Annotated in this window: 22 protein-coding genes; 15 read left to right on the top strand and 7 right to left on the bottom strand. The window is 69.8% G+C overall.

Annotation, left to right across the window (positions count from 1 at the left end; all coding sequences use genetic code 11):
* Positions 1 to 76: 76 nt before the first annotated feature.
* The 8 genes from VGC56_RS00815 (at position 77) to VGC56_RS00780 (ending at position 7,303) form a co-directional block, all read left to right on the top strand.
* Positions 77 to 769 carry a DUF1013 domain-containing protein gene (locus tag VGC56_RS00815; protein ID WP_464122643.1) on the top strand — a complete coding sequence of 231 codons (693 nt, stop codon included), beginning with the start codon at positions 77 to 79 and terminating at the stop codon, positions 767 to 769.
* Positions 770 to 781: 12 nt separating this feature from the next.
* A complete protein-coding gene (locus tag VGC56_RS00810) occupies positions 782 to 1,876 on the top strand; it encodes an MBL fold metallo-hydrolase (protein WP_464122642.1) in 1,095 nt (364 codons plus the stop codon).
* A gap of 45 nt (positions 1,877 to 1,921) precedes the next feature.
* The gene (locus tag VGC56_RS00805) at positions 1,922 to 2,170 is read left to right on the top strand and encodes an exodeoxyribonuclease VII small subunit (protein WP_464122641.1); all 249 of its coding nucleotides are present in this window, start codon (positions 1,922 to 1,924) and stop codon (positions 2,168 to 2,170) included.
* Between the two features lie 40 nt (positions 2,171 to 2,210).
* Positions 2,211 to 3,077: a polyprenyl synthetase family protein gene (locus tag VGC56_RS00800; protein WP_464122640.1), complete on the top strand. Its 867-nt coding sequence runs from the start codon at positions 2,211 to 2,213 to the stop codon at positions 3,075 to 3,077.
* 67 nt (positions 3,078 to 3,144) lie between these two features.
* The gene (coaD, locus tag VGC56_RS00795) at positions 3,145 to 3,642 is read left to right on the top strand and encodes a pantetheine-phosphate adenylyltransferase (protein ID WP_464122710.1); all 498 of its coding nucleotides are present in this window, start codon (positions 3,145 to 3,147) and stop codon (positions 3,640 to 3,642) included.
* A 62-nt stretch (positions 3,643 to 3,704) separates the two neighbouring features.
* Positions 3,705 to 4,424: a peptidylprolyl isomerase gene (locus VGC56_RS00790; protein WP_464122639.1), complete on the top strand. Its 720-nt coding sequence runs from the start codon at positions 3,705 to 3,707 to the stop codon at positions 4,422 to 4,424.
* An 11-nt stretch (positions 4,425 to 4,435) separates the two neighbouring features.
* Positions 4,436 to 5,467: a tRNA preQ1(34) S-adenosylmethionine ribosyltransferase-isomerase QueA gene (gene queA, locus VGC56_RS00785; RefSeq protein ID WP_464122638.1), complete on the top strand. Its 1,032-nt coding sequence runs from the start codon at positions 4,436 to 4,438 to the stop codon at positions 5,465 to 5,467.
* Positions 5,468 to 5,518: 51 nt separating this feature from the next.
* Positions 5,519 to 7,303, top strand: a complete 1,785-nt coding sequence (locus VGC56_RS00780) for an SLC13 family permease (protein ID WP_464122636.1) — start codon at positions 5,519 to 5,521, stop codon at positions 7,301 to 7,303.
* Positions 7,304 to 7,331: 28 nt separating this feature from the next.
* On the opposite strand, the gene VGC56_RS00775 is transcribed toward VGC56_RS00780, so the two are convergent.
* Genes VGC56_RS00775 through uvrB form a run of 4 tightly spaced genes read right to left on the bottom strand, consistent with a single transcriptional unit; the run spans position 7,332 to position 10,248 of the window.
* Positions 7,332 to 7,478: a hypothetical protein gene (locus VGC56_RS00775; protein ID WP_464122635.1), complete on the bottom strand. Its 147-nt coding sequence runs from the start codon at positions 7,476 to 7,478 to the stop codon at positions 7,332 to 7,334.
* A gap of 5 nt (positions 7,479 to 7,483) precedes the next feature.
* A complete protein-coding gene (locus tag VGC56_RS00770; protein ID WP_464122634.1) occupies positions 7,484 to 7,717 on the bottom strand; it encodes a type II toxin-antitoxin system HicB family antitoxin in 234 nt (77 codons plus the stop codon).
* Positions 7,714 to 8,007, bottom strand: a complete 294-nt coding sequence (locus tag VGC56_RS00765; RefSeq protein WP_464122633.1) for a type II toxin-antitoxin system HicA family toxin — start codon at positions 8,005 to 8,007, stop codon at positions 7,714 to 7,716. Before VGC56_RS00765 ends, VGC56_RS00770 begins: the two co-directional genes overlap by 4 nt.
* A 36-nt stretch (positions 8,008 to 8,043) precedes the next feature.
* Positions 8,044 to 10,248, bottom strand: coding sequence for an excinuclease ABC subunit UvrB (gene uvrB, locus VGC56_RS00760; protein ID WP_464122631.1), 2,205 nt, complete (start codon positions 10,246 to 10,248; stop codon positions 8,044 to 8,046).
* A 78-nt stretch (positions 10,249 to 10,326) separates the two neighbouring features.
* Here uvrB and VGC56_RS00755 point away from each other — a divergent pair, with 78 nt between their 5' ends.
* The 3 genes from VGC56_RS00755 to VGC56_RS00745 all read left to right on the top strand — a co-directional run bounded on the left by VGC56_RS00755 (position 10,327) and on the right by VGC56_RS00745 (position 12,473).
* Positions 10,327 to 10,851, top strand: a complete 525-nt coding sequence (locus VGC56_RS00755; RefSeq protein ID WP_464122630.1) for a DUF3617 family protein — start codon at positions 10,327 to 10,329, stop codon at positions 10,849 to 10,851.
* A 37-nt stretch (positions 10,852 to 10,888) separates the two neighbouring features.
* Positions 10,889 to 11,509: a DUF3617 domain-containing protein gene (locus tag VGC56_RS00750; protein ID WP_464122629.1), complete on the top strand. Its 621-nt coding sequence runs from the start codon at positions 10,889 to 10,891 to the stop codon at positions 11,507 to 11,509.
* A gap of 88 nt (positions 11,510 to 11,597) precedes the next feature.
* Positions 11,598 to 12,473, top strand: a complete 876-nt coding sequence (locus tag VGC56_RS00745) for a diacylglycerol/lipid kinase family protein (protein WP_464122628.1) — start codon at positions 11,598 to 11,600, stop codon at positions 12,471 to 12,473.
* 142 nt (positions 12,474 to 12,615) lie between these two features.
* Here VGC56_RS00745 and VGC56_RS00740 read toward each other — a convergent pair whose 3' ends face one another.
* From VGC56_RS00740 to VGC56_RS00730, 3 genes are read right to left on the bottom strand one after another with little or no spacing between them, the layout of a single operon-like run.
* Positions 12,616 to 13,686 carry an MBL fold metallo-hydrolase gene (locus tag VGC56_RS00740; RefSeq protein WP_464122627.1) on the bottom strand — a complete coding sequence of 357 codons (1,071 nt, stop codon included), beginning with the start codon at positions 13,684 to 13,686 and terminating at the stop codon, positions 12,616 to 12,618.
* A gap of 38 nt (positions 13,687 to 13,724) precedes the next feature.
* Positions 13,725 to 14,162 carry a hypothetical protein gene (locus tag VGC56_RS00735; protein WP_464122626.1) on the bottom strand — a complete coding sequence of 146 codons (438 nt, stop codon included), beginning with the start codon at positions 14,160 to 14,162 and terminating at the stop codon, positions 13,725 to 13,727.
* Positions 14,163 to 14,202: 40 nt separating this feature from the next.
* Complete coding sequence (locus tag VGC56_RS00730) at positions 14,203 to 14,898, bottom strand: SIMPL domain-containing protein (RefSeq protein WP_464122625.1); 696 nt, start codon at positions 14,896 to 14,898, stop codon at positions 14,203 to 14,205.
* Between the two features lie 315 nt (positions 14,899 to 15,213).
* Here VGC56_RS00730 and trpD point away from each other — a divergent pair, with 315 nt between their 5' ends.
* From trpD to trpA, 4 genes are read left to right on the top strand one after another with little or no spacing between them, the layout of a single operon-like run.
* A complete protein-coding gene (gene trpD / locus VGC56_RS00725; RefSeq protein ID WP_464122624.1) occupies positions 15,214 to 16,263 on the top strand; it encodes an anthranilate phosphoribosyltransferase in 1,050 nt (349 codons plus the stop codon).
* Entirely contained in the window at positions 16,256 to 17,641 is a 1,386-nt protein-coding gene (gene trpCF / locus VGC56_RS00720) for a bifunctional indole-3-glycerol-phosphate synthase TrpC/phosphoribosylanthranilate isomerase TrpF (RefSeq protein ID WP_464122623.1), read from the top strand. The genes trpD and trpCF overlap by 8 nt, the downstream gene beginning before the upstream one ends.
* Positions 17,635 to 18,810, top strand: coding sequence for a tryptophan synthase subunit beta (gene trpB, locus VGC56_RS00715; protein WP_464122622.1), 1,176 nt, complete (start codon positions 17,635 to 17,637; stop codon positions 18,808 to 18,810). The genes trpCF and trpB overlap by 7 nt, the downstream gene beginning before the upstream one ends.
* Positions 18,807 to 19,610 (top strand): tryptophan synthase subunit alpha, encoded by an 804-nt coding sequence (gene trpA, locus VGC56_RS00710; protein ID WP_464122621.1) that lies wholly within the window; start codon positions 18,807 to 18,809, stop codon positions 19,608 to 19,610. The genes trpB and trpA overlap by 4 nt, the downstream gene beginning before the upstream one ends.
* The last annotated feature ends 125 nt before the right edge of the window (positions 19,611 to 19,735 follow it).

Genomic DNA, 19,735 nt, shown 5'->3' with positions numbered 1-19,735 from the left:
GCCCCCTCTCCTTACATCTCCGTTCAGGATCGGCCGCTCCGCAAGGGGCGGCCCTTATTGTTTCCGGGAGATTTCAGTGGCCCAGCCGCTCATGCCGCACGCGACCGCCTCCTGGCTGGTCGACAACACCGCGCTCACCTTCGAGCAGATCGCCGAATTTTGCGGCCTCCACATCCTCGAGGTCCAGGCGATCGCCGACGACACCGCCGCGACGAAGCTGACCGGCCGCGACCCGATCCGCGCCGGCGAGCTCACCCAGGAGGAGATCGAGAAGGGCCAGAAGGACCCGTCCTACCGCCTCCACATGCACAAGGAGCCGGACCAGACCCGCCGCACCAAGGGCCCGCGCTACACGCCGGTCTCGAAGCGCCAGGACAAGCCGGACGGCATCGCCTGGATCATCCGCAACCACCCGGAGATCACCGACGGCCAGATTTCACTGCTGATCGGCACTACCCGCACGACGATTGCCGCGATCCGCGACCGCAGCCATTGGAACATCGCCAACATCCAGCCGAAGGACCCGGTCACCCTCGGCCTGTGCTCGCAGCGGGAGCTCGACGCTCTGGTCGCCAAGGCGGCCAAGCAAGCGGGGATCGAAGCGCAGCAGGACACCAAGTTCGACGGCGACCGCGAGGCGCTGATCGAGGAGCTGCGCCGCGAGCGCGAGACCGCGGCGCGCGACGCCGAAGCGGCGCTTGCCGCGGAGGAAGCGGGCGACACGCCGCAGACTCCGGCGTCGGAAGCCGAAAACCTGTTCAAGAGCTGAGGCGCAAGGGCGGTGCCCGCCCCGCCGGACGCGGAAGCCTTGTCTCCGGACGTCTCGCTCGTCGCGTCGGACGCCTATAGCCACAAGGGTCTCACCTACCCGCTCGGCCGCCGGGCGCCCGAAGCGGGGGAGCTAATCGCGCTGGCGGACGGCGTCGGCTGGGCGCGGCTGCCGATTCCGGGCTCGCTCAAGCATATCAACGTCTGGGTGCTGGAGGACGGCGACGGAGTCGCTCTGGTCGATACCGGCCTTAACATCCCCGACTGCCGGGCCGCCTGGGACGCGCTGTTCGACGGCCCCCTCGCCGGCCGCCGCGTCAGCCGGCTGATCGTCACCCACTTTCACCCGGACCATCTCGGCCTTGCCGGCTGGCTCACCGAGCGCTTCGGCGTGGCGCTGTGGATGACCCGCGGCGAATGGCTGTTTGCCCGCATGCTGTCCGCGGACGTGCGCGACGCCCCGCCGCGCGAGGCGATCGCGAGCATGCGGGCCGCCGGATGGAGCGAGGCGCGGATCGCCGAGGAGCAGATGAAGGGCTGGGGCCGCTTCGCCGCGATGATGAGCCCGGTACCGGTCAGCTTCGTCAGGATCCGCGACGGCGACACGCTGCGGATCGGCGCCCGCGACTGGCGGATCGTCGGCGGCTGCGGCCATTCGCCCGAACATGCATGCTTGTGGGACCAGACCGCCGGGCTGCTCATCGCCGGCGATCAGGTGTTGCCGCGCATCAGCTCGAACGTGTCGCTCAGCCTCTCCGAGCCGGAAGCCGATCCGCTGGGCGACTGGCTGGACTCGATCGCGACGCTCCACACGCTGCCCGAGGACCTCCTCGTCCTTCCGTCGCACGGCGAGCCCTTCACCGGCCTCCACGCCCGGCTCGACGCGCTCGATTACGGCCATCGCGACCGCCTCGACGCCCTTCACCGCCGCCTCGCGGAGCCGGCGCGCGCCGTCGATTGCTTCGCCACCCTCTTCGCCCGAAAGATCGAGGACAACATGCTCGGCCTCGCCACCGGTGAGGCGATGGCCCATCTGCGACGCTTGGAAGTCGAAGGGCGGGCGACGCGGGAGGTACGCGACGGCGTCTTCTGGTACCGCGCCGCCTGACGCGGAGCCTTGACCCCCAAGAGCGGGCGGACCATTGCTCCGCCCATGGCCGAACAGCCCGACACCATCGCGGATCTTTCCTTCGAAGCAGCGCTGAAGCGGCTCGAGGAGATCGTCCGCCGCCTTGAAAGCGGCGATGCGTCGCTGGACGAATCGATCGAGCTTTACGGCGAGGGCGATCGCCTCCGCCAGCAATGCGAGGCGCGGCTGCAGGCGGCGCAGGCGCGGATCGAGAAGATCCAGCTCGGCCGCGAGGGCCAGCCGGCCGGCACCGCCCCCTTCGACGCGGCCTGACTCGGCCGTGGCGGGGACGGCATCCCTCCTTCAAGCGGAGATGGCGCGCGTTCAGCGTGAGGTCGACGCGTTCCTGGACGGCGTGCTCGAAATCCCGCCGGACCCGCGCGTGCCGCTCTACGAGGCGATGCGGCACGCGGCGATCGGCGGCGGCAAGCGCCTCCGGCCGCTGCTCGTCGTCGCCGCCTGCGCGCTGTTCCACACCGACCGGAGCCGCGCGATGCGGGTCGGCGCCGCCGTCGAATGCGTTCACGTCTACTCGCTGATCCACGACGACCTGCCGGCGATGGACGACGACGACATCCGCCGCGGCAAGCCGACCGTCCACCGCGCCTTCGATGAGGCGACGGCGATCCTTGCCGGCGATTCGCTCCACGCCCTCGCCTTCGAGATTCTCGCGGACGACGCCACGCATGAGGATCCCTTCGTCCGCACCGAGCTGGTGAGGGAGCTCGCCCGCGCCGCCGGGCCCGCCGGCATGGCGGGGGGCCAGATGATGGATCTGGGCGCCGCCACGGCCTCGCTCGATATCTCCGCCGTCACCAGGCTCCAGCAGCTCAAGACGGGGGCGCTGATCGGTTTCTGTCTCGATGCCGGCGCCATCATGGGCCGCGTCCCGCCCGAGGGCCGGACGCCGCTGCGGGGCTATGCGCGCGACGTCGGCCTCGCCTTCCAGATCGCCGACGACCTGCTCGACGAGGAAGGGTCGGAGGCGAAGACCGGCAAGCGCGTCGGCAAGGACCGGGCGCGGGGCAAGGAGACCTTCGTCTCCCTGCTCGGCCGCGAACGGGCGCGGCAGCAGGCGGAGTTGCTCGTGGGCCAGGCCGTGGAATATCTCGCCCGCTACGGCGTCGAAGCCGATCTGCTCCGCGAGATCGCACGGTTCGCAATCGATCGCGACCACTGACCACCGGCTTCGACAAGCGCATGCGGAGCCGCTAAGAGCGCCGGTGCTGAAAGCGACGGGGGAGCGGATGAGGACGGGAGTTTATCCAGGCACGTTCGACCCGATCACGCTCGGGCACATGGACATCATCCGGCGCGGCGCCAAGCTGGTCGACCGGCTGGTAGTCGGCGTCACCACCAACCCTTCCAAATCGCCCATGTTCACGATTGACGAGCGGATGCACATGGTCCGCCGCGAAGTCGCCGGCATTGCGGACATCGAGGTCGTCCCGTTCGATTCCCTGCTCATGGCCTTCGCCGAAGCGCAGGGGGCGAGCGTCATCGTCCGCGGCCTGCGCGCCGTCGCCGACTTCGAATATGAATTCCAGATGGCGGGCATGAACCAGCAGCTCAACGACCGGGTGGAGACCGTCTTCCTGATGGCCGACGTGTCGCTGCAGCCGATCGCCTCGCGCCTCGTCAAGGAGATAGCGATGTACGGCGGAGACATCGTCAAGTTCGTCCCCGCGGCCGTGGCGGCCGACGTTGCCCGGCGGGTGGAGCAGCTCGGCCGCAAAGGGGCTTGATCCTTGCCGCCGCTCCATGCACGGTCTCGCGGGGGCCACAGGCCATTTTCAGGAAATTCGCCATGCGTTTGAAGGCTTTTCTCGCGGTGCTGCTCGGCATCTTTTTCGCCGGGGCGCTCGCCGCGCAGGGAATCCAGGCGCCCCCGCCGGTCCCGCCGCTCGACCCGGGCGAAACGCTGCTGCTCGACCTTTCCACCGGCGGCCGTGTCGCGATCCAGCTCCGCCCGGACGTGGCGCCCAAGACCGTCGAGCGGATCAAGACACTGACGCGGCGCGGTTTTTACAACGGCCTCACTTTCCACCGGGTGATCGAAGGCTTCATGGCGCAGACCGGCGATCCGAAGGGCGACGGTACCGGCGGCTCCGATCTTCCGAACCTCGCCGCCGAGTTCAACGGCCTTCCCCACGTCCGGGGCGCCGTCGCGGCGGCCCGCGCCGAGGACGAGAACAGCGCCAACAGCCAATTCTACATCATGCTCTCGCCCAAGCTGCCGCTCGACGGCCGCTACACCGTGTTCGGCCGGGTGGTGAGCGGCATGTCCTATGTCGATGCGATCAACCGCGGCGAGCCGCCGTCGCAGCCCTCGGTGATCGTCCAGGCCTCGATGGCGTCGGACAATTTGCCGCCGCCGTCCGCGGAAAGGGTCGCCGCTGCGCTCAGCCGTGCGGGCCCTGCCTCGGTGCTGCCCGCCTCCGGACATGCCGCCGGGCCCGCCCAGCCGCCGCCGCCGTCGATCAAGATTCCGGACCCGCCGAAGCCGCGCCCCCGGAAGCCGGACTGAGCCAGACGCCGATGCGGGTCGACCAGTTCGACTTCGCGCTGCCGCCCGATCGGATCGCGCTTCGCCCGGCGGCTCCGCGTGACAGCGCGCGCATGGTGGTGGTGCGGCCGGAGGGTCTGGAGGACCGCATCGTCTCCGAGCTTCCGCAGCTGCTGCGGCGCGGCGACGTGCTGGTCTTCAACGACACCCGCGTCATCCCTGCACAGCTCGAAGGGCGGCGCGGCGACGCGAGCATCGGCGCCACCCTCCATAAGCGCGAGGGACCGCGGGAGTGGCGCGCCTTCGTCCGCAACGCCCGCCGCGTCCGCGTCGGCGATCGTATCGATTTCGGCCAAGGCGTCCATGCCGCGGCGGTCGAGAAGGGCGAGGACGGCTCTATCCTCCTGGCGTTCGAAGGGGCGGAGCCGGTCGAGCTCCTCCTGGAACGCGCCGGACGCATGCCGCTGCCGCCCTACATCGCCGGGAAGCGCGAAGCGGACGCCCGCGACGCTGACGATTACCAGACGATGTTCGCGCGGGAGAAAGGCGCCGTGGCCGCACCGACGGCGGCGCTGCACTTCACGCCCCGGCTGATCGAGGCGCTCGACGCCGCCGGCATCGGCCGGGAGACGCTGACCCTCCACGTCGGCGCAGGCACCTTCCTGCCGGTCAAGGCGGAGGAGGTGTCGCAGCACCGGATGCACGCCGAATGGGGGAGGATCACCGCGGAGGCGGCCGACCGCTTGAACGCCGTCCGCGCCTCCGGAGGGCGGGTCATCGCCGTCGGCACCACCTCGCTCCGCCTCCTCGAGAGCGCGACCGGCGAGGACGGCGTCGTCCGCCCCTTCGAAGGGGACACCGCGATCTTCATCACGCCGGGCCACCGCTTCCGCGCGGTGGGCGGCCTCCTCACCAATTTCCATTTGCCGCGTTCGACCCTTTTCATGCTGGTATCGGCGCTGATGGGTCTGGAGCGGATGCAGTCGGCCTATGCGCACGCCGTCGAAACCGGCTACCGTTTCTATTCCTATGGCGACGCGAGCCTCCTGCTGCCCGAGGGCTGACGATCCGGCGGTGCGGCACCGCGGCCCCGGCGGCGCGTTGAGCGCTGTCCGATGACGCTCCAGCAGGCCCTTTCCTTTGCCGTTCTCGGCGGCGCGATCATCCTCTTCGCCTGGGGCCGCTGGCGCTACGATGTGATCGCTTTGGGCGCCCTTCTCGTCGGCATCGTCGTCGGCGTGGTGAAGCCCAAGGCGGCGTTCACCGGCTTCACCAGCGACGTTGTCATCATCATCGCCTGCGCCTTGGTGGTGAGCGCGGCCTTCGCCCGTTCCGGCGTCGCCGAGATGCTGATCCGCCCGCTCATCCCGCGCCTCCGGACGGCGCGAATCCAGGTGCCGGTCTTCGCCGCCGCGACGTCGGTCCTGTCGATGCTGACCAAGAATGTCGGCGCGCTCGCCATCCTGATGCCCGTCGCAATCCGGGTGGCGCGGCGCACGCGCACCTCGCCCTCCTGCCTGCTGATGCCGATGTCGTTCCTCGCCTTGCTCGGCGGCCTCGTCACCCTCGTCGGCACCTCGACCAACATCATCGCCAGCCAGGTGCGCGAGGAAACGCTCGGGCGGCCGTTCGAGATGTTCGACTTCGCCCCGGTCGGCCTCGGCCTCACCCTCGTCGGCCTGATCTTCGTCAGCTTCGGCTACCGGCTGCTCCCGAGCCACCGCAAGGCCGGAGCGGGTCTGAACGAAGTCATCGCCGACGCGGCCTTCTCGGTCGAGGCGCGGGTCCCCGAGGGGTGGCCGAAGTCGCTCGCCAAGGTGAGCGACCTGAAGCTCGCGGAGGACAATGTCCGCGTCGCCGCGCATATCCGCGGCGAAGGCATACGCAGCCTCGCCTTTCCGGACGCGACGCTCCTCCCCGGCGACATCCTCGTCCTCGAGGGCGATCATGACGCGATCGACCGCATCTACGGTCGCCTGCCGCTCGTCGAGGCGCATCGCGAGAGCCGGGTTCGCTCGGAGACCCCAGCGGAGGAAAGCCGGTCCGTCGAGGCGGTCATCCAGCCCGGCTCGCCGCTGATCGGCAATTCGGCGCAGCGCGTGCGGCTGCAGCAGGAATATGGCGTCAACCTGATGGCGGTGGGGCGCAGCGGCGAGCGGATCACCGAGCGCCTGCGCGACGTAACCCTCCGGGCCGGCGACATCCTCGTCCTCCAGGCGGGCGAGCGCGCGCTGCCGTCGGCGATGAAGGCGCTCGGCATCCTGCCTCTGGCCGAGCGCACGGTGCGGCTGGGCGTCGTCCGCCGCCGCTTCCTTCCCGTGATCATCCTGGCCGCCGCGATCCTCCTCGTGGCGCTCAAGATCACGCCCGTTGCCATCGGCTTCTTCGGCGCGGCGATGATGATCATCCTCACCGGCGGGCTGTCCATCCGCGAAGCCTATGGCGCCCTGGAGCCGGAGGTTCTGATCCTGATCGGCGCGCTCACGCCGTTGAGCGAAGCGGTGCGCGAGACCGGCGGCACCGACCTCATCGCACACGGCCTCGCCTTGCTGCTCCACGATGCCCCGGGACTGCTAGCCCTGGGCGCGATGATGCTGGCGGCTTTGCTCTGCTCGCCCTTCCTCCACAACGCGCCGACGGTGCTGGTGATGGCCCCGATCGGCGTCGCTCTGGCCCGCGCCCTGCACCTCAACCCGGACACCTTCCTGATGGCGATCGCCACCGGCGCCGGCTGCGATTTCCTCACCCCCATCGGCCACCAGTGCAACACATTGGTCATGCGCCCCGGCGGCTACCGCTTCGGCGACTATCCCAGGCTCGGCGCGCCGCTGTCGGTGCTGGTGATCCTGATAGGCACGCCGCTAGTGGCGTGGGTCTGGCCGCTAGCGCACGCGCATTAAGCGGAGGGGGCGCTCCACAGCGCGGCTGTCAGTCGAGCCTGATCTGAGTGCCCACCTCGCGCTTTGCAGCTTTCCGCTCGCGCTTCCAAAAAACGCGTTTCCAGTCGCGCAGATGCCGCCAGAAAGCAGCGTTGCTCGGCGCAGGGCTCAGCTGACCCTTCTTGATGCTGGCCATGTCGCTCAGGCCGCAGCCTTTTCGGGAGCAGGATTCGGGCGATACTCAGCCTCGGGGATCTCGGCACCGTGTTCACCTGCCCAATCCAGCCACAAGCCGATTGCCACCTCGGCTTCGCGAACGGCTTCCTCGGGAGTATCGCCATGCGCTGAGCACGGGTGAAGGTCCGGAACGTCTGCGATCCAGCAGCCGTCCGCGTCGGACCAAAAGACATTGATATGGTAGCGGTGGTGAGTCATTGCGGCTTCGACAGTCCGTATTGCTCCATCATATCAAGAAACTCCTGTTGCTGGTAGGGTTTCGCGTCCTTCCCTCGCGGCTGCACGATCAATGGCCGCGCCGCCGCCGCATGTTCGTACACTTTGTGGCTGCCGCTCGTTCTCACGCACACGAATCCCGCGGCCAGCAGGCAGCGTTCGAAGTCACGGAACGGCAGCGGCCGCCGGGGAGCGGCAGCGAGCCGCTCGAACAGCTTCGAAGCCTTGACGACGAGACCCTCCTCTTGCGAAGAGTCTCGGAAGGTCCCCAAATCAGTCGCCCGGGCTACAAAATATCTCGTCGACCTTCACCGCCGCCCGCCCATCCGCTTTCCCATGCGCATCTGCTGCTGCTTGCCGTAGCGGGTCTTGCGGGTGCCGGGTTTGCCCTCGGTGGAGCCGCCGAGCAGCGGCGCCTTTTTCTCGTGGTCGGGGATGCCGAGTTCGTCGGCTTCGAGCCTTCGAATCTCGTCGCGGAGGCGGCCGGCTTCTTCGAATTCGAGGTCGGCGGCGGCCTTCCGCATCCGTTGCTCGAGGTCGGCGATATAGGCCTTGAGGTTGTGGCCGACGAGGTGCGGGCGCGCGTCGTCGCCGGTGTCGACGACGACGCCGTCGCGCTGGCTCACATCGGCCAGGATGTTCGAGATGTTGCGCTTGATCGTCGTCGGCGTGATGCCGTGCGCCTCGTTATAGGCGACCTGCTTCTCGCGGCGGCGGCCGGTTTCGTTGAGCGCGCGCTCCATGGAGCCGGTCATGCGGTCGGCGTAGAGGATCACCCGACCCTCGACGTTGCGGGCGGCGCGGCCGATCGTCTGGATGAGGCTGGTTTCGGAGCGCAGGAACCCTTCCTTGTCGGCGTCGAGGATGGCGACGAGGCCGCATTCGGGAATGTCGAGGCCCTCGCGCAGCAGGTTGATGCCGACGAGGACGTCGTAGACGCCCATCCTCAAGTCACGGATCAGCTCGATGCGCTCCAGCGTCTCGACGTCCGAGTGCATGTAGCGGACGCGCAGGCCTGCCTCGTGCATGAACTCGGTGAGGTCCTCCGCCATGCGCTTGGTGAGCGTGGTGACGAGACTGCGGTAGCCCTTCTTCGCGGTGATCCGCGCTTCGTTGATGAGGTCGTCGACCTGGTCCTCGACCGGCTTGATCTCGACTGGGGGGTCGATGAGGCCGGTGGGGCGGATGACCTGCTCGGCGAAGACGCCGCCGGTCTGCTCCATCTCCCAGGGCCCGGGGGTGGCGGATACGGCGACGGTCTGCGGCCGCATCGCGTCCCATTCGTTGAAGCGCAGCGGGCGGTTGTCGATGCACGACGGCAGGCGGAAGCCATATTCGGCAAGCGTGATCTTCCGCCGGTGGTCGCCGCGCGCCATCGCGCCGATCTGCGGCACCGTCTGGTGGCTCTCGTCGACGAACAGCAAAGCGTTGTCCGGGAGATATTCGAACAGGGTCGGCGGCGGCTCGCCGGGCAGGCGCCCGGTGAGGAAGCGGGAATAATTCTCGATGCCGGCGCAAGAGCCGGTGGCGGCGATCATCTCGAGGTCGAAATTGGTGCGCTGCTCGAGCCGCTGCGCTTCCAGGAGCTTGCCCTCGGCGTGGAGTTCCTTGAGGCGCTCGGTCAGCTCGTGGCGGATCGCCTCCATCGCCTGCTTCAGCGTCGGGCCGGGCGTCACATAGTGCGAATTGGCGTAGACCTTGACGCTGTCGAGGCTCGCCACCTTCTTGCCCGTCAGGGGATCGAATTCGACGATCTCCTCGATTTCGTCGCCGAAGAAATTCACCCGCCAGGCGGTGTCCTCATAGTGGGACGGGAAGATCTCCAGATTGTCGCCGCGCACACGGAAATTGCCGCGGGCGAAAGCCTGGTCGTTGCGCTTGTACTGGAGGGCGACGAGCTTGCGGATGATCTCGCGCTGGTCGACCGTCTCGCCCTTCTTGAGGCTGAACACCATCGCGCTGTAGGTCTCGACCGAGCCGATGCCGTAGAGGCAGGAGACGGAGGCGACGATGATGACGTCGTCCCGCTCGAGCAAGGAGCGCGTCGCCGAGTGGCGCATGCGGTCGATCGCCTCGTTCACCGAGCTTTCCTTCTCGATGTACGTGTCGGACCGCGGCACGTAGGCCTCGGGCTGGTAATAATCGTAATAGCTGACGAAATACTCGACCGCATTGTCGGGGAAGAAGCTCTTGAACTCGCCGTAGAGCTGGGCGGCGAGGATCTTGTTCGGCGCGAGCACGAGCGCCGGGCGCTGAAGCGCCTCGATCATCTTCGCCATGGTGAAGGTCTTGCCCGAGCCGGTGACGCCGAGCAGCACCTGCGTCTCCTCGCCGTCCAATGCGCTGCCCACGAGCTCGCGGATCGCTGCCGGCTGGTCGCCCGCGGGCGCATAGTCCGAGACGATGCGGAACGCCTTGCCGCCCTCCGCCTTGGCGGGCCGCTGCGGACGGTGGGGGACGAATTCCTTGCCGGTCTCGGGCTCTTCGAGGCCGGTTCTGATCGCGATTGCCATGGCCGCTATATGGTCATTCGAACGCGCCCGCGCTACCGTGCCGGCAACAACAGGGGAGGATCTATGCGCAGGTTTGGAATGGCGCTCTTGTGCCTTGGCGTCGCGGCGTGCGGCGGCGGGGCCGAGGAGAAGAAGGCGGAAGCGATTCCGGCGACGCTGCCGGCGGGGACCTGGACCGTCTCCTCGCAGATCACCTCCCTCCGCTCCCTCGACAAGACGCCCCCGGCGATCAAGGCGGCGGTGGGCGACAAGGACGTCGCGACCTTCTGCGTTCCCAAGGCCGGTCCCCAGCCGGAGCCGGCCCTGTTCGCCGGCAGCGGCTACACCTGCAGCTATAAGAGCGCCTACATCAAGGAAGGCCTGCTCAACGCGACGATCGATTGCCGCCGCGCGGACGTCGACGGGTCGATCATGATGAGCGTCCAGGGCAATTACACGGCGACCGGCTTCACCGGCACGGCCGACACCACCGCCTATTTGCCCGGCGCGGGGGACTTCGCGATGAGCCGCAAGATCAGCGGCAGCGTCAAGCCCGGCGCCTGCACGCCGACGCCGCCGGCCACGGGCGAAGAGGACAAGACGGAGGGCAACGCCGCGGGCTGACCCGGACGAACATCACACGCACGAGGAGGGGGGAATCATGCGCAAGACCGAGTTGATGATGGGCCTGGCCCTGGCGGCGGCGCTTGCCGCCTGCGGGAAGCCGACGCCGGGCCGCAGCGACAATGGGCCGGCAGCGAGCGCGGGCGGCAACGCAGCCGCGCCGTCCGCCAACGCCGCTGCCAACGTCACCGCGTCCGCCGCGCCCACGCCGGGAGCGGCTCCGGCCACTGGCGGGGCGCCGGGCGGGGTCACCCTCAATCCTGGACAGTGGGAGACGGTGACCGAGTCGGCGGTGACCGGCCTCCCGCCGAACATGCCGCCGGACGTCGCCGCCAAGATGAAGAGCCAGAAGATGACCAGCCTCCACTGCCTCACCCCGGAAAAGGCGGCCCATCCGGGCAGCGACTTCTTCGGCAAGGCGAGCAAGCAGTGCAAGAACGACATCGTCATGGCCGGAGGGCGCGTCAGCGGCAGCATGACGTGCACGGGGATGGGCGGCGGCAGCTCCGTCGTGTCGATCGACGGCCATTATGGCGGCGACGCGATGGACATGGCGATGAAGATGAGCACCAATTCGCGCGGCCAGTCGATGACCATGACCAGCCACATGGTCGGCCGCCGGATCGGCGAATGCCCCGCTGGCGCCAAGGACGAATAAGGCGGCATCCGGACCGGCGGCGGAACAATTCAGTCCGCTGCCGCGTCGGGGCGGGCATGAGCTGGTATCGCCGCGCGTGAAAGTCCGCGTGATCATCAACCGCGGCGGCGGTTCGTTCGGGGAAGACAGCGCGGAGAAGCTCCGGCCGCTGTTCGAAGCGCACGGCATCGACGCCAAGATCCTGGCCGTGGAGCCGGGCGAGCTCGACCGCCATTGCGGCGAGGTGGCGAAGGAGGCGGGAGTCGACGCCCTCGTCGCGGCGGGCGGCGACGGCACCATTGGCACCGCGGCGGCCGCCGTGGCCGGGACCGACATGCCACTCGGGATCCTCCCGCTCGGCACGCTCAACCATTTCGCCAAGGACGCCGGCATCCCGCTCGATCTCGAGGAGGCAGTGGCGGCCATCGCCGGGGGGCGGACGCGGCAGGTCGACATCGCCGAGGTCAACGGCCGGGTGTTCATCAACAACAGCGCCGTTGGGCTCTATCCGAAGCTGGTGCGGACGCGGGAGGCCCAGCAGGAGCATCTCGGCCGCGGCAAGAAGTTCGCCATGGTGGTCGCCGCGGCGCGGACGATGTGGCGCTTCTCGCGGCACCGGCTCACGATCCGCGTCGAGGGCCGCGAGGCGCCGATCGAGACGCCGTTGCTGTTCGTCGGCAACAATCGCTACCAGATGAGCCCGTTCGCGCTCGGCACCCGCGAGGCGATCGACAAGGGCGAGCTGTGCATCTTCGCCCCGCTCGCCCGCAGCGCCTTCCAGTTCTTTTCCATCTCGGTGCGTGCGATTTTCGGCCGAGAGGACGAGCAGGCGGACTTCGTCAGCCTCGACGGCATTCAGGCGGTGGAGATCGGCTCCCGCTACAGGAAGCTGATGGTCGCGACGGACGGGGAAGCGTCCGCGATGGAGACGCCGCTGCGCTACAAGGTCAGGGCCGGCGCACTGAAGCTGCTGGTGCCCGCTTAACCCCTCTCCCTGCAGGGGAGAGGGACAGCCGTCGCGAAGCGGCGGCAGGGTGAGGGCACGGCGTGGGAGGAGAGGACCGCCCTCACCGTCCCACCCGCTGCGGGGGCGGGTCCCTCCTGTCCCCTGCAGGGAGAGGGGTTGGTCAGGGGACCTCGAAACTGTGGCCCACCTCAGTCGCGATAAAGCGGTCGGGCGCCACGCCTTGCGCCTTGAGCGCCGCCGCCAACCGGCGGGGCGGGTCGTCAATGCCTTCGAAGGTGAGCTGGAAGGTGCCCCAATGCACGCCCAGCGCCGTACGGGCCCCGAGCAGGCGGAAGGCGGCGACGGACTCGTCAGGGTTCATGTGGTTGGACTGCATGACTTCGCGCGGCAGGTACGCGCCGATGGGGAGGATGGCGAAGCGGTAGGGGCCGTCGCGCGCCGCGTCGGCGGGCCAGCTGCCGTCGCCCCAGCCGGTGTCGCCGGCGAAGAAGACGTTCCCGCCGGGAAGGCGGATGGTGAAGCCGGACCATAAGGAGCGGTTGCGGTCGGTGCCCCAGCGCGAGCCCCAATGATGGACGCGTTCGATCGTCACGGAGGCACCGCTGCGCACCGGGATCGATTGGCCCCAGTCGCGCGCGACGGCGCCGATGCCCGCCCGCTTCAGGATCGTGTCGTTGCCGAGGCTGGTGACGATCAGCGGGCGGTCTCGGTCCCACAGGCGCTTGAGGGTCGCGACGTCCATATGGTCGTAATGGTTGTGGCTGACGAGAACGAGGTCGATCTTCGGCAGATCCTCGAAGCGGACTCCCGGCGCCCGCACCCGCTTCGGGCCGATGAAGGCGAAAGGGGAGGCGCGCTCCGACCAGATCGGATCGGTGAGGATGTTCAGCCCGGCTGTCTGCGCCAGCACAGAGGTGTGGCCGATCCAGGTGACGAGCATCTTCTGCCCGTCCACCCGGCGCGGCGGCACCGTGGGGGTGACGGCGACATGGTCCGGCCATTTCGCCCGCTCGCCCGTCGCCCAGCGGTTGAAGAAGCGGGCGGGGGTGATTTCCGCATGCCGCGCGGCACGATCACGGGGATCGAAGAAGTGCGCGCCGTCGTAATGGTCGCTTCTCGGCCCTTGATAATAGATGCGGTCGAGGAAGGGCGGGATCACGCTCGGCGCGAAGCAGAGGCCGACGAGGAGGAAGAGAAGCGCCGTGCCGAGCCGGCGCAGGAAGGTCCGCATCGCGCCTGCTTAGCGGCGGCCGCGGGCGGCGGAAAGGCTCAGCGCGGCGCGAGCGTGAAGCCGCCGGGGGCGCTGTCCTCGCGATGCTCCTCGAAGTACAGGTCCACGGCGATCTCGGTGCGGCCCGGCGCGGCGCCGCCGCAGTCGAGGGAGACCATATCGGCGACGCTGCCATAGGGGTCGGTGCCGGCGTGGCGCGGTATGCCGGGGCGCGGCGCCTTGCCGTCGGCGCAGCGCAGGCGCGCGACATAGGCCCGCTCGCCGTCGGGGCCGCCGACCCGCACCGGGTTCTGCAGGCTGCCGAGCGGGTAGGCCGCGGCGGCCGCTTCGGCCCGGGCGATCTCGGCGTCCGACGAGCCGCCGCCGATGCCGGCCATGCTCTGCTCGGGCGGGGCGGTGCGCTTGCCGAGGTTCGGGGTCTGGGCGGCGGCGGGCGCGGCGAGAAGGGCCGCGATCAGGAGCGATTTCAGAGGCATGGCAATCCTATGGGGGTGCGGATCGGGCTTGTCGAGGCGGTCAGTCGAGCTCGAACGCGACGTTGAGGCTGACCGTCAGGGTCTGCGTACCGGGGTCGATCGCAGTCGCAGCCTGCGCCGCGACCGCCATCCGGTACATCGGGCGCGGACCGGGAACGGAGGTGCCGCCTTCGACGATGGAGACGATCCGCACGACATGCTTCCCGGCGGCGCGGGCGTAGAGGTCGGCGCGGGCACGGGCGGTCGCGAGCGCCTTGACCCGTGCCTCGTCGAACGCCGGCTCGGGATGCTCGACGGAGAGGCTGGGGCCGTTGATCTGGTTGGCGCCCTGCGAGACCAAAGCGTCGAGGATGCGCCCACTGGAAGCGATGTCGCGGAAGGTGACGACCACTTCGTTGGAGGCGCTGTAGCCGGTGATCTGCGGCGCCGCGCCGTTGGTCTCCTGCCGGTATTCGGGCGAGAGGCTGAGCGAGCTCGTCTGGATGTCGCGGTCGGCGATGCCGGCCCGCTTCAGCGCCGCGCGCACCGCCGTCATCTGCCGCGCATTCTGCTCCATCGCCGCCGAGGCGGTGGAGGCGCTGGTGACGACGCCGGCGCCGATGCGCGCGATGTCCGGCACGCGGCTGGCCTCGCCGGTCGCCGAGATGTCGAGGCGGGTGCCGTGGAGCGGCGCCTCCGCCTGCGCGAGAGCCGCGGCGGGGAAAGCGAGGAGGGCGGCGGCGAGGAACAGGCGCATGAAGGGACTCCGGGTTCGTTACGCGTCCGCACTTCTAGCCGGTTGGCCGCTGCACGGCAGCTGAACGCCTTCCAGGGGCCCGGCACGGGCTAAAGAAGCGGTTGACGCAGAGGCGCCTGGGCGGGCATTGCAGCCGCGATGTCTCCGCGCGCACTCTCTTCCGCTCCCCATGCAGCCGCCGCCTGGCGCTGGCGGACGGACTTTGCACGCGCGGCGGCGGCGTATCGATGGTGAGACGGAGCTGATCCGACCGATCGAAGACCAGGCCCGCCCACCAGCGGGCCTTTCTTTTTATCTGCCGCCAGGATGCCTTGCATGAATGCCGCCGCCCCTCTTGCCGACATTCCCGAACGGGACAGCGCGCCGCTCCTCCATCGCCTCTACGACGGCGAGGCGCTGGACGCGCGCGAGGCGGAGGATCTGTTCTCGGCCCTGGTCGCCGGCGAGCTGGACGAGCCGTCGATCGCCGCGATGCTCGTCGCGCTGCGCCTGCGCGGCGAGACGCCGGCGGAGCTGATCGGCGCGGCGCGGGCGCTGCGGGCCGCCGACGAGGATTTCCCGCGGCCCGATTATCTGTTCGCCGACAGCTGCGGCACCGGGGGCGACGGCTCCGGATCGATCAACGTTTCGACCGCCGCGGCCTTCGTCGCCGCGGCCTGCGGGCTGCCCGTCGCCAAGCACGGCAACCGCTCGATCACCTCGCGCTGCGGGTCGGCGGACGTGCTGGAGCGGCTGGGGGCGAAGATCGACGTGCCCCCCGCCGTCTCGCGGCAAGCGCTGGACGAGGTCGGCGTCTGTTTCCTGTTCGCGCCGCGCTACCATCCAGGCCTGCGCCACGCGGGGCCGGTGCGGCGCATCCTCAAGGTCCGCACGCTGATGAACATCCTCGGCCCCTGCCTGAACCCCGCCGAGCCGCAGGTGCAGCTCCTCGGCGTCGCGGACCCGCGGCTGGTCGAGCTCGTGGCGCACACCCTTGCGGGGCTTGGGGTGCGGGACGCCCTCGTCGTTCACGGGGCAGGGCTCGACGAGGTGGCGATCCATGACGAGACGCAGGCGGCGCTCGTGCACGATGGCGGGGTCGAGCGGCTGACCCTGACGCCGGAGCAGGCGGGCCTGGCGCGGCAGCCGGTCGTCGGGCTGGAGGGCGGCGGCCCCGAGGAAAATGCGGAACGCCTCGCCGCTGTGCTGCAGGGCCGCGGGCTCGGCGTCGAGCGGGACATGGTCGCGATCAATGCCGGCGCGCTGCTGATGACCGCCGCCCTCGCCCAGGACCTTCGCGAGGGGACGGCGATGGCATTGGACGCCATGGCGTCTGGCGAGGCGCACCGGCGCCTCACCCTGTTCGCGGAGGCGACCCATGGCTGAGGGCGTGCTCGGCGAGATCGTTGCGCGCAAGCGCATCGACGTGGCGGCGCGGCTGGCGGGGCGAAAGCTCGACAGCCTGCGGGCCGAGGCGCGGCCGACGCAGCGGGGTCTGCGCGCGGCGCTGGCGCTGCCTGGGGCGCGGTTCATCATGGAGGTGAAGCGTGTGTCCCCGTCGCAGGGCGCGCTGCGCTCGGACGTCGATCCGGCGGCGATCGCCCGCGCCTATCGCGGCGCCGCGGATGCGATCAGCGTGCTCACCGACACGCCCTATTTCGGCGGCTCGCTCGACGATCTGCGGGCGGTGCGGGAGGCGTTCGATGGGCCGATCCTCGCCAAGGATTTCGTCGTCGACGTCCGCCAGGTGCCGGAGGCGAGGATCGCCGGCGCCGACGCGGTGCTGGTCATCCTCTCGGTGCTCGGCGACGACGAGGCGCGGGAGGTGAGCGAGGAGGCGCGGCGGCTCGGCATGGACGTGCTGGTCGAGGCGCATGACGAAGCGGAAGTGCGCCGCGCGGTCGCGCTCGGCGCCGCCATCGTCGGCATCAACAACCGCGACTTGAAGACCCTCAAAATCGACCTCGCGGTGACGGAGCGGTTGGCAGCTTTGGTCCCCGCCGACAGGCTGGTCGTGTCGGAATCCGGCATCGAGAGCCGCGCCGACGTGGAACGCCTCGCGCCCTTCGCCGATGCCTTTCTCGTCGGCTCCTCGTTGATGCGTGCGCCCGATCCGGCGGTCGCCGCCCGCGCCCTCGCCTTCGGCCGGGTAAAGGTCTGCGGCGTCGCGACCGCCGAAGACGCCGCTCTCGCCGCGGAGGGCGGCGCGAGCTTCCTCGGGCTGATCATGGTGCCCGGTACGCCCCGTGCGCTGACGCTGGCGGAGGCCGAAGCGGTGGCGAACGGAACCGTCCTCCCGCGGGTCGGCGTGTTCCGCAACGAGAAGCCGATGGCGGTCGCGCAGGCGGCGCAGGCGCTCGGCCTCCACGCGGTGCAGCTCCACGGTGAGGAGGATGCGATCTACATCCGCGCGCTTCGCGGCCTGCTGCCGGGCGGGACGGAGATCTGGGCCGCCGCGTCCGTCGGCGAGGACGTGCCGGAGCCGCGGCTCGGCGCGGACCGGACCGTCTACGACAGCGGCTCGGGCGGCACCGGGCGCGCCTTCGACTGGTCGCGGATTGCGGGCGGGGCGGTGCTTGCCGAGGCGCTGCTCGCCGGCGGTCTCAACCCCGGCAATGCGCGCGACGCGGCGCGGGTCGGCGCCTGGGCGCTCGACGTCAGCTCGGGCATCGAGGCGGCGGCGGGGCGGAAAGATCCTGAGAAAGTGCGCGCCTTCTTCGAGGCGCTGCGGGTGCCGGTGCGCGGGGAGAGTGACGGATGCTGATGAACGGCCGCTTCGGCGATTATGGCGGCGCCTATGTGCCCGAAATCCTCATGCCGGCGCTCGAGCAGCTCGAGGCGGCGTTCCTCGATGCGCAGGAGGATCCGGCGTTCCGCAAGGAGCTGAACGGTCTCCTCGCCAAATATGCCGGGCGGCCCACGCCGCTGACCCGCTGCCGCAACCTCGGCTCGGACAAGGTCCGCCTCTATCTGAAGCGCGAGGACCTGCTCCACGGCGGCGCGCACAAGACCAACCAGGTGCTCGGCCAGGCGCTGCTCGCAAAGCGGATGGGCAAGACGCGGATCATCGCCGAAACCGGCGCCGGCCAGCACGGCGTGGCGACGGCGCTGGCGGGCGCGCTCTTCGGCCTCCCCACCCGCATCTACATGGGCGCGCACGACGTCGAGCGGCAGCAGCTGAACGTCTTCCGCATGCAGCTGATGGGCGCCGAGGTGATCCCGGTCGAAAGCGGCTCGCGGACCTTGAAGGACGCGATCAATGAGGCGCTCAGGGACTGGGCGGCGAGCTTCGCCGACACCCATTACCTCCTCGGCACCGTCGCCGGGCCGCATCCCTTTCCGCTGATCGTGCGCGAATATCAAAGGGTGATCGGCAAGGAGGCGCGGGCCCAGGTGCTGGAGGAAGAGGGCCGGCTGCCCGACGCGGTGATCGCCTGCGTCGGTGGCGGCTCGAATGCAATGGGCGCCTTCGCCGAGTTCGTGCCGGACGAAGGCGTGCGGCTGATCGGCGTCGAGGCGGCGGGGCGCGGCCTCGACGGCCCCGAGCATGGCGCGACCCTGCTGCGCGGGCGGCCGGGCATCCTCCACGGCGCCGAAACCTATGTGCTGCAGGATTCGGACGGACAGATCAGCGAGAGCTGGTCGGTCTCGGCCGGGCTCGACTACCCCGCGGTGGGCCCCGAGCATGCGCATCTCAAGGACAGCGGCCGCGCCGAATATGTCGGCGTCACCGACCGGGAGGCGCTCGACGCCTTTGCCCTCTTGGCTCGGAAGGAAGGGATCATCTGCGCGTTCGAATCGGCGCATGCCTTGGCGTACGCGCTGAAGCTGGCGGAGGCGGCGACGGAGGAGACGGTGCTGATCGTCAACCTCTCGGGCCGGGGCGACAAGGACATGGTGCAGGCGCAGGGCCTGCTGGGGCCCAGCGCATGAGAAACGTCTCCCGCTACGACGCGATGTTCGACCGGCTCGCCGAGCGCGACGAGGCGGCGTTCGGCGCCTTCGTGATGCTCGGCGATCCCGACCTCGACACCAGCGCCGCCATGCTGGACGCTTTGGTCGAGGGCGGCGCCGACATGCTCGAGGTCGGCATCCCCTTCTCGGACCCGATCGCCGACGGTCCCGTCATCCAGGCGGCGGCGGTGCGCGCGCTTGGCCAGGGGGTGACGCCGGCAGACTGCTTCGCGTTGCTGAAGGCGTTCCGGGCGCGGCATGGCGAGGTGCCGGTCGGCATCCTCACCTACGCCAACCTCGTGCTGGCGCGGGGGCGGGACGATTTCTACCGCGCCGCCGCCGATGCGGGGGTGGACAGCGTCCTCGTCGCCGACGTGCCGATGCTGGAATCGGCGCCGTTCGTCGCCTCGGCCAATGCGGCGGGGGTCGACCCGGTGCTGATCGCCGCGCCGAACACGCCGGCAGGGACCCTCGCGAGAATCGCCGCGACCGGGCGGGGCTACACCTATTGCGTCGCCCGCGCCGGAGTCACCGGCGCCGATACCGAGGTGCGGTTCGATGCCGAACTGCTCGGCCGGGTCGCGGCTCTGGGCGCGGCGCCGCCGGTGCTCGGCTTCGGGATTTCGCAGCCCGAGCATGTCCGCCTCGCCCGCGCCGCCGGGGCGCGGGGCGTCATTTCGGGCTCGGCGATCGTCGCGCTGGCCGCGGCGCATCCCGGCGGCGAAGCCGACGCCGTGCGCCGCTTCGCCGCCGGGATGAAGGCTGCGACGGCCGGTTAGGGTCCGTGCTCAATACCGGCAATGGCCAGGATCGCCCGGAGAAGGGCAGCGGCAAGGAGCGGTGCGCAGGGCGGGCTTGTTGCCCGCACAAGCGCCGCGACGTAGCCGCTGCCCTTCTCCGGGCG

It is taken from the genome of Allosphingosinicella sp. (assembly GCF_036403745.1).
In the GTDB taxonomy this organism is placed as follows: Bacteria; Pseudomonadota; Alphaproteobacteria; order Sphingomonadales; family Sphingomonadaceae; genus Allosphingosinicella.
Note: the sequence above shows the minus strand (reverse complement) of the source record. Positions and strands in the feature narration are given on the sequence as shown.

What these genes read in the sequence shown, in the direction of transcription:
- trpB (WP_464122622.1), top strand. Translation starts at nt 17,635, where the DNA reads ATGCTGATGAACGGCCGCTTCGGCGATTATGGCGGCGCCTATGTGCCC.
- VGC56_RS00750 (WP_464122629.1), top strand. Translation starts at nt 10,889, where the DNA reads ATGCGCAAGACCGAGTTGATGATGGGCCTGGCCCTGGCGGCGGCGCTT.
- VGC56_RS00805 (WP_464122641.1), top strand. Translation starts at nt 1,922, where the DNA reads ATGGCCGAACAGCCCGACACCATCGCGGATCTTTCCTTCGAAGCAGCG.
- trpCF (WP_464122623.1), top strand. Translation starts at nt 16,256, where the DNA reads ATGGCTGAGGGCGTGCTCGGCGAGATCGTTGCGCGCAAGCGCATCGAC.
- VGC56_RS00800 (WP_464122640.1), top strand. Translation starts at nt 2,211, where the DNA reads ATGGCGCGCGTTCAGCGTGAGGTCGACGCGTTCCTGGACGGCGTGCTC.
- VGC56_RS00790 (WP_464122639.1), top strand. Translation starts at nt 3,705, where the DNA reads ATGCGTTTGAAGGCTTTTCTCGCGGTGCTGCTCGGCATCTTTTTCGCC.
- queA (WP_464122638.1), top strand. Translation starts at nt 4,436, where the DNA reads ATGCGGGTCGACCAGTTCGACTTCGCGCTGCCGCCCGATCGGATCGCG.
- VGC56_RS00730 (WP_464122625.1), bottom strand. Translation starts at nt 14,898, where the DNA reads ATGCGCCTGTTCCTCGCCGCCGCCCTCCTCGCTTTCCCCGCCGCGGCT.
- coaD (WP_464122710.1), top strand. Translation starts at nt 3,145, where the DNA reads ATGAGGACGGGAGTTTATCCAGGCACGTTCGACCCGATCACGCTCGGG.
- VGC56_RS00770 (WP_464122634.1), bottom strand. Translation starts at nt 7,717, where the DNA reads ATGACTCACCACCGCTACCATATCAATGTCTTTTGGTCCGACGCGGAC.
- VGC56_RS00740 (WP_464122627.1), bottom strand. Translation starts at nt 13,686, where the DNA reads ATGCGGACCTTCCTGCGCCGGCTCGGCACGGCGCTTCTCTTCCTCCTC.
- VGC56_RS00780 (WP_464122636.1), top strand. Translation starts at nt 5,519, where the DNA reads ATGACGCTCCAGCAGGCCCTTTCCTTTGCCGTTCTCGGCGGCGCGATC.
- trpD (WP_464122624.1), top strand. Translation starts at nt 15,214, where the DNA reads ATGAATGCCGCCGCCCCTCTTGCCGACATTCCCGAACGGGACAGCGCG.
- VGC56_RS00775 (WP_464122635.1), bottom strand. Translation starts at nt 7,478, where the DNA reads ATGGCCAGCATCAAGAAGGGTCAGCTGAGCCCTGCGCCGAGCAACGCT.
- trpA (WP_464122621.1), top strand. Translation starts at nt 18,807, where the DNA reads ATGAGAAACGTCTCCCGCTACGACGCGATGTTCGACCGGCTCGCCGAG.
- VGC56_RS00735 (WP_464122626.1), bottom strand. Translation starts at nt 14,162, where the DNA reads ATGCCTCTGAAATCGCTCCTGATCGCGGCCCTTCTCGCCGCGCCCGCC.
- uvrB (WP_464122631.1), bottom strand. Translation starts at nt 10,248, where the DNA reads ATGGCAATCGCGATCAGAACCGGCCTCGAAGAGCCCGAGACCGGCAAG.
- VGC56_RS00755 (WP_464122630.1), top strand. Translation starts at nt 10,327, where the DNA reads ATGGCGCTCTTGTGCCTTGGCGTCGCGGCGTGCGGCGGCGGGGCCGAG.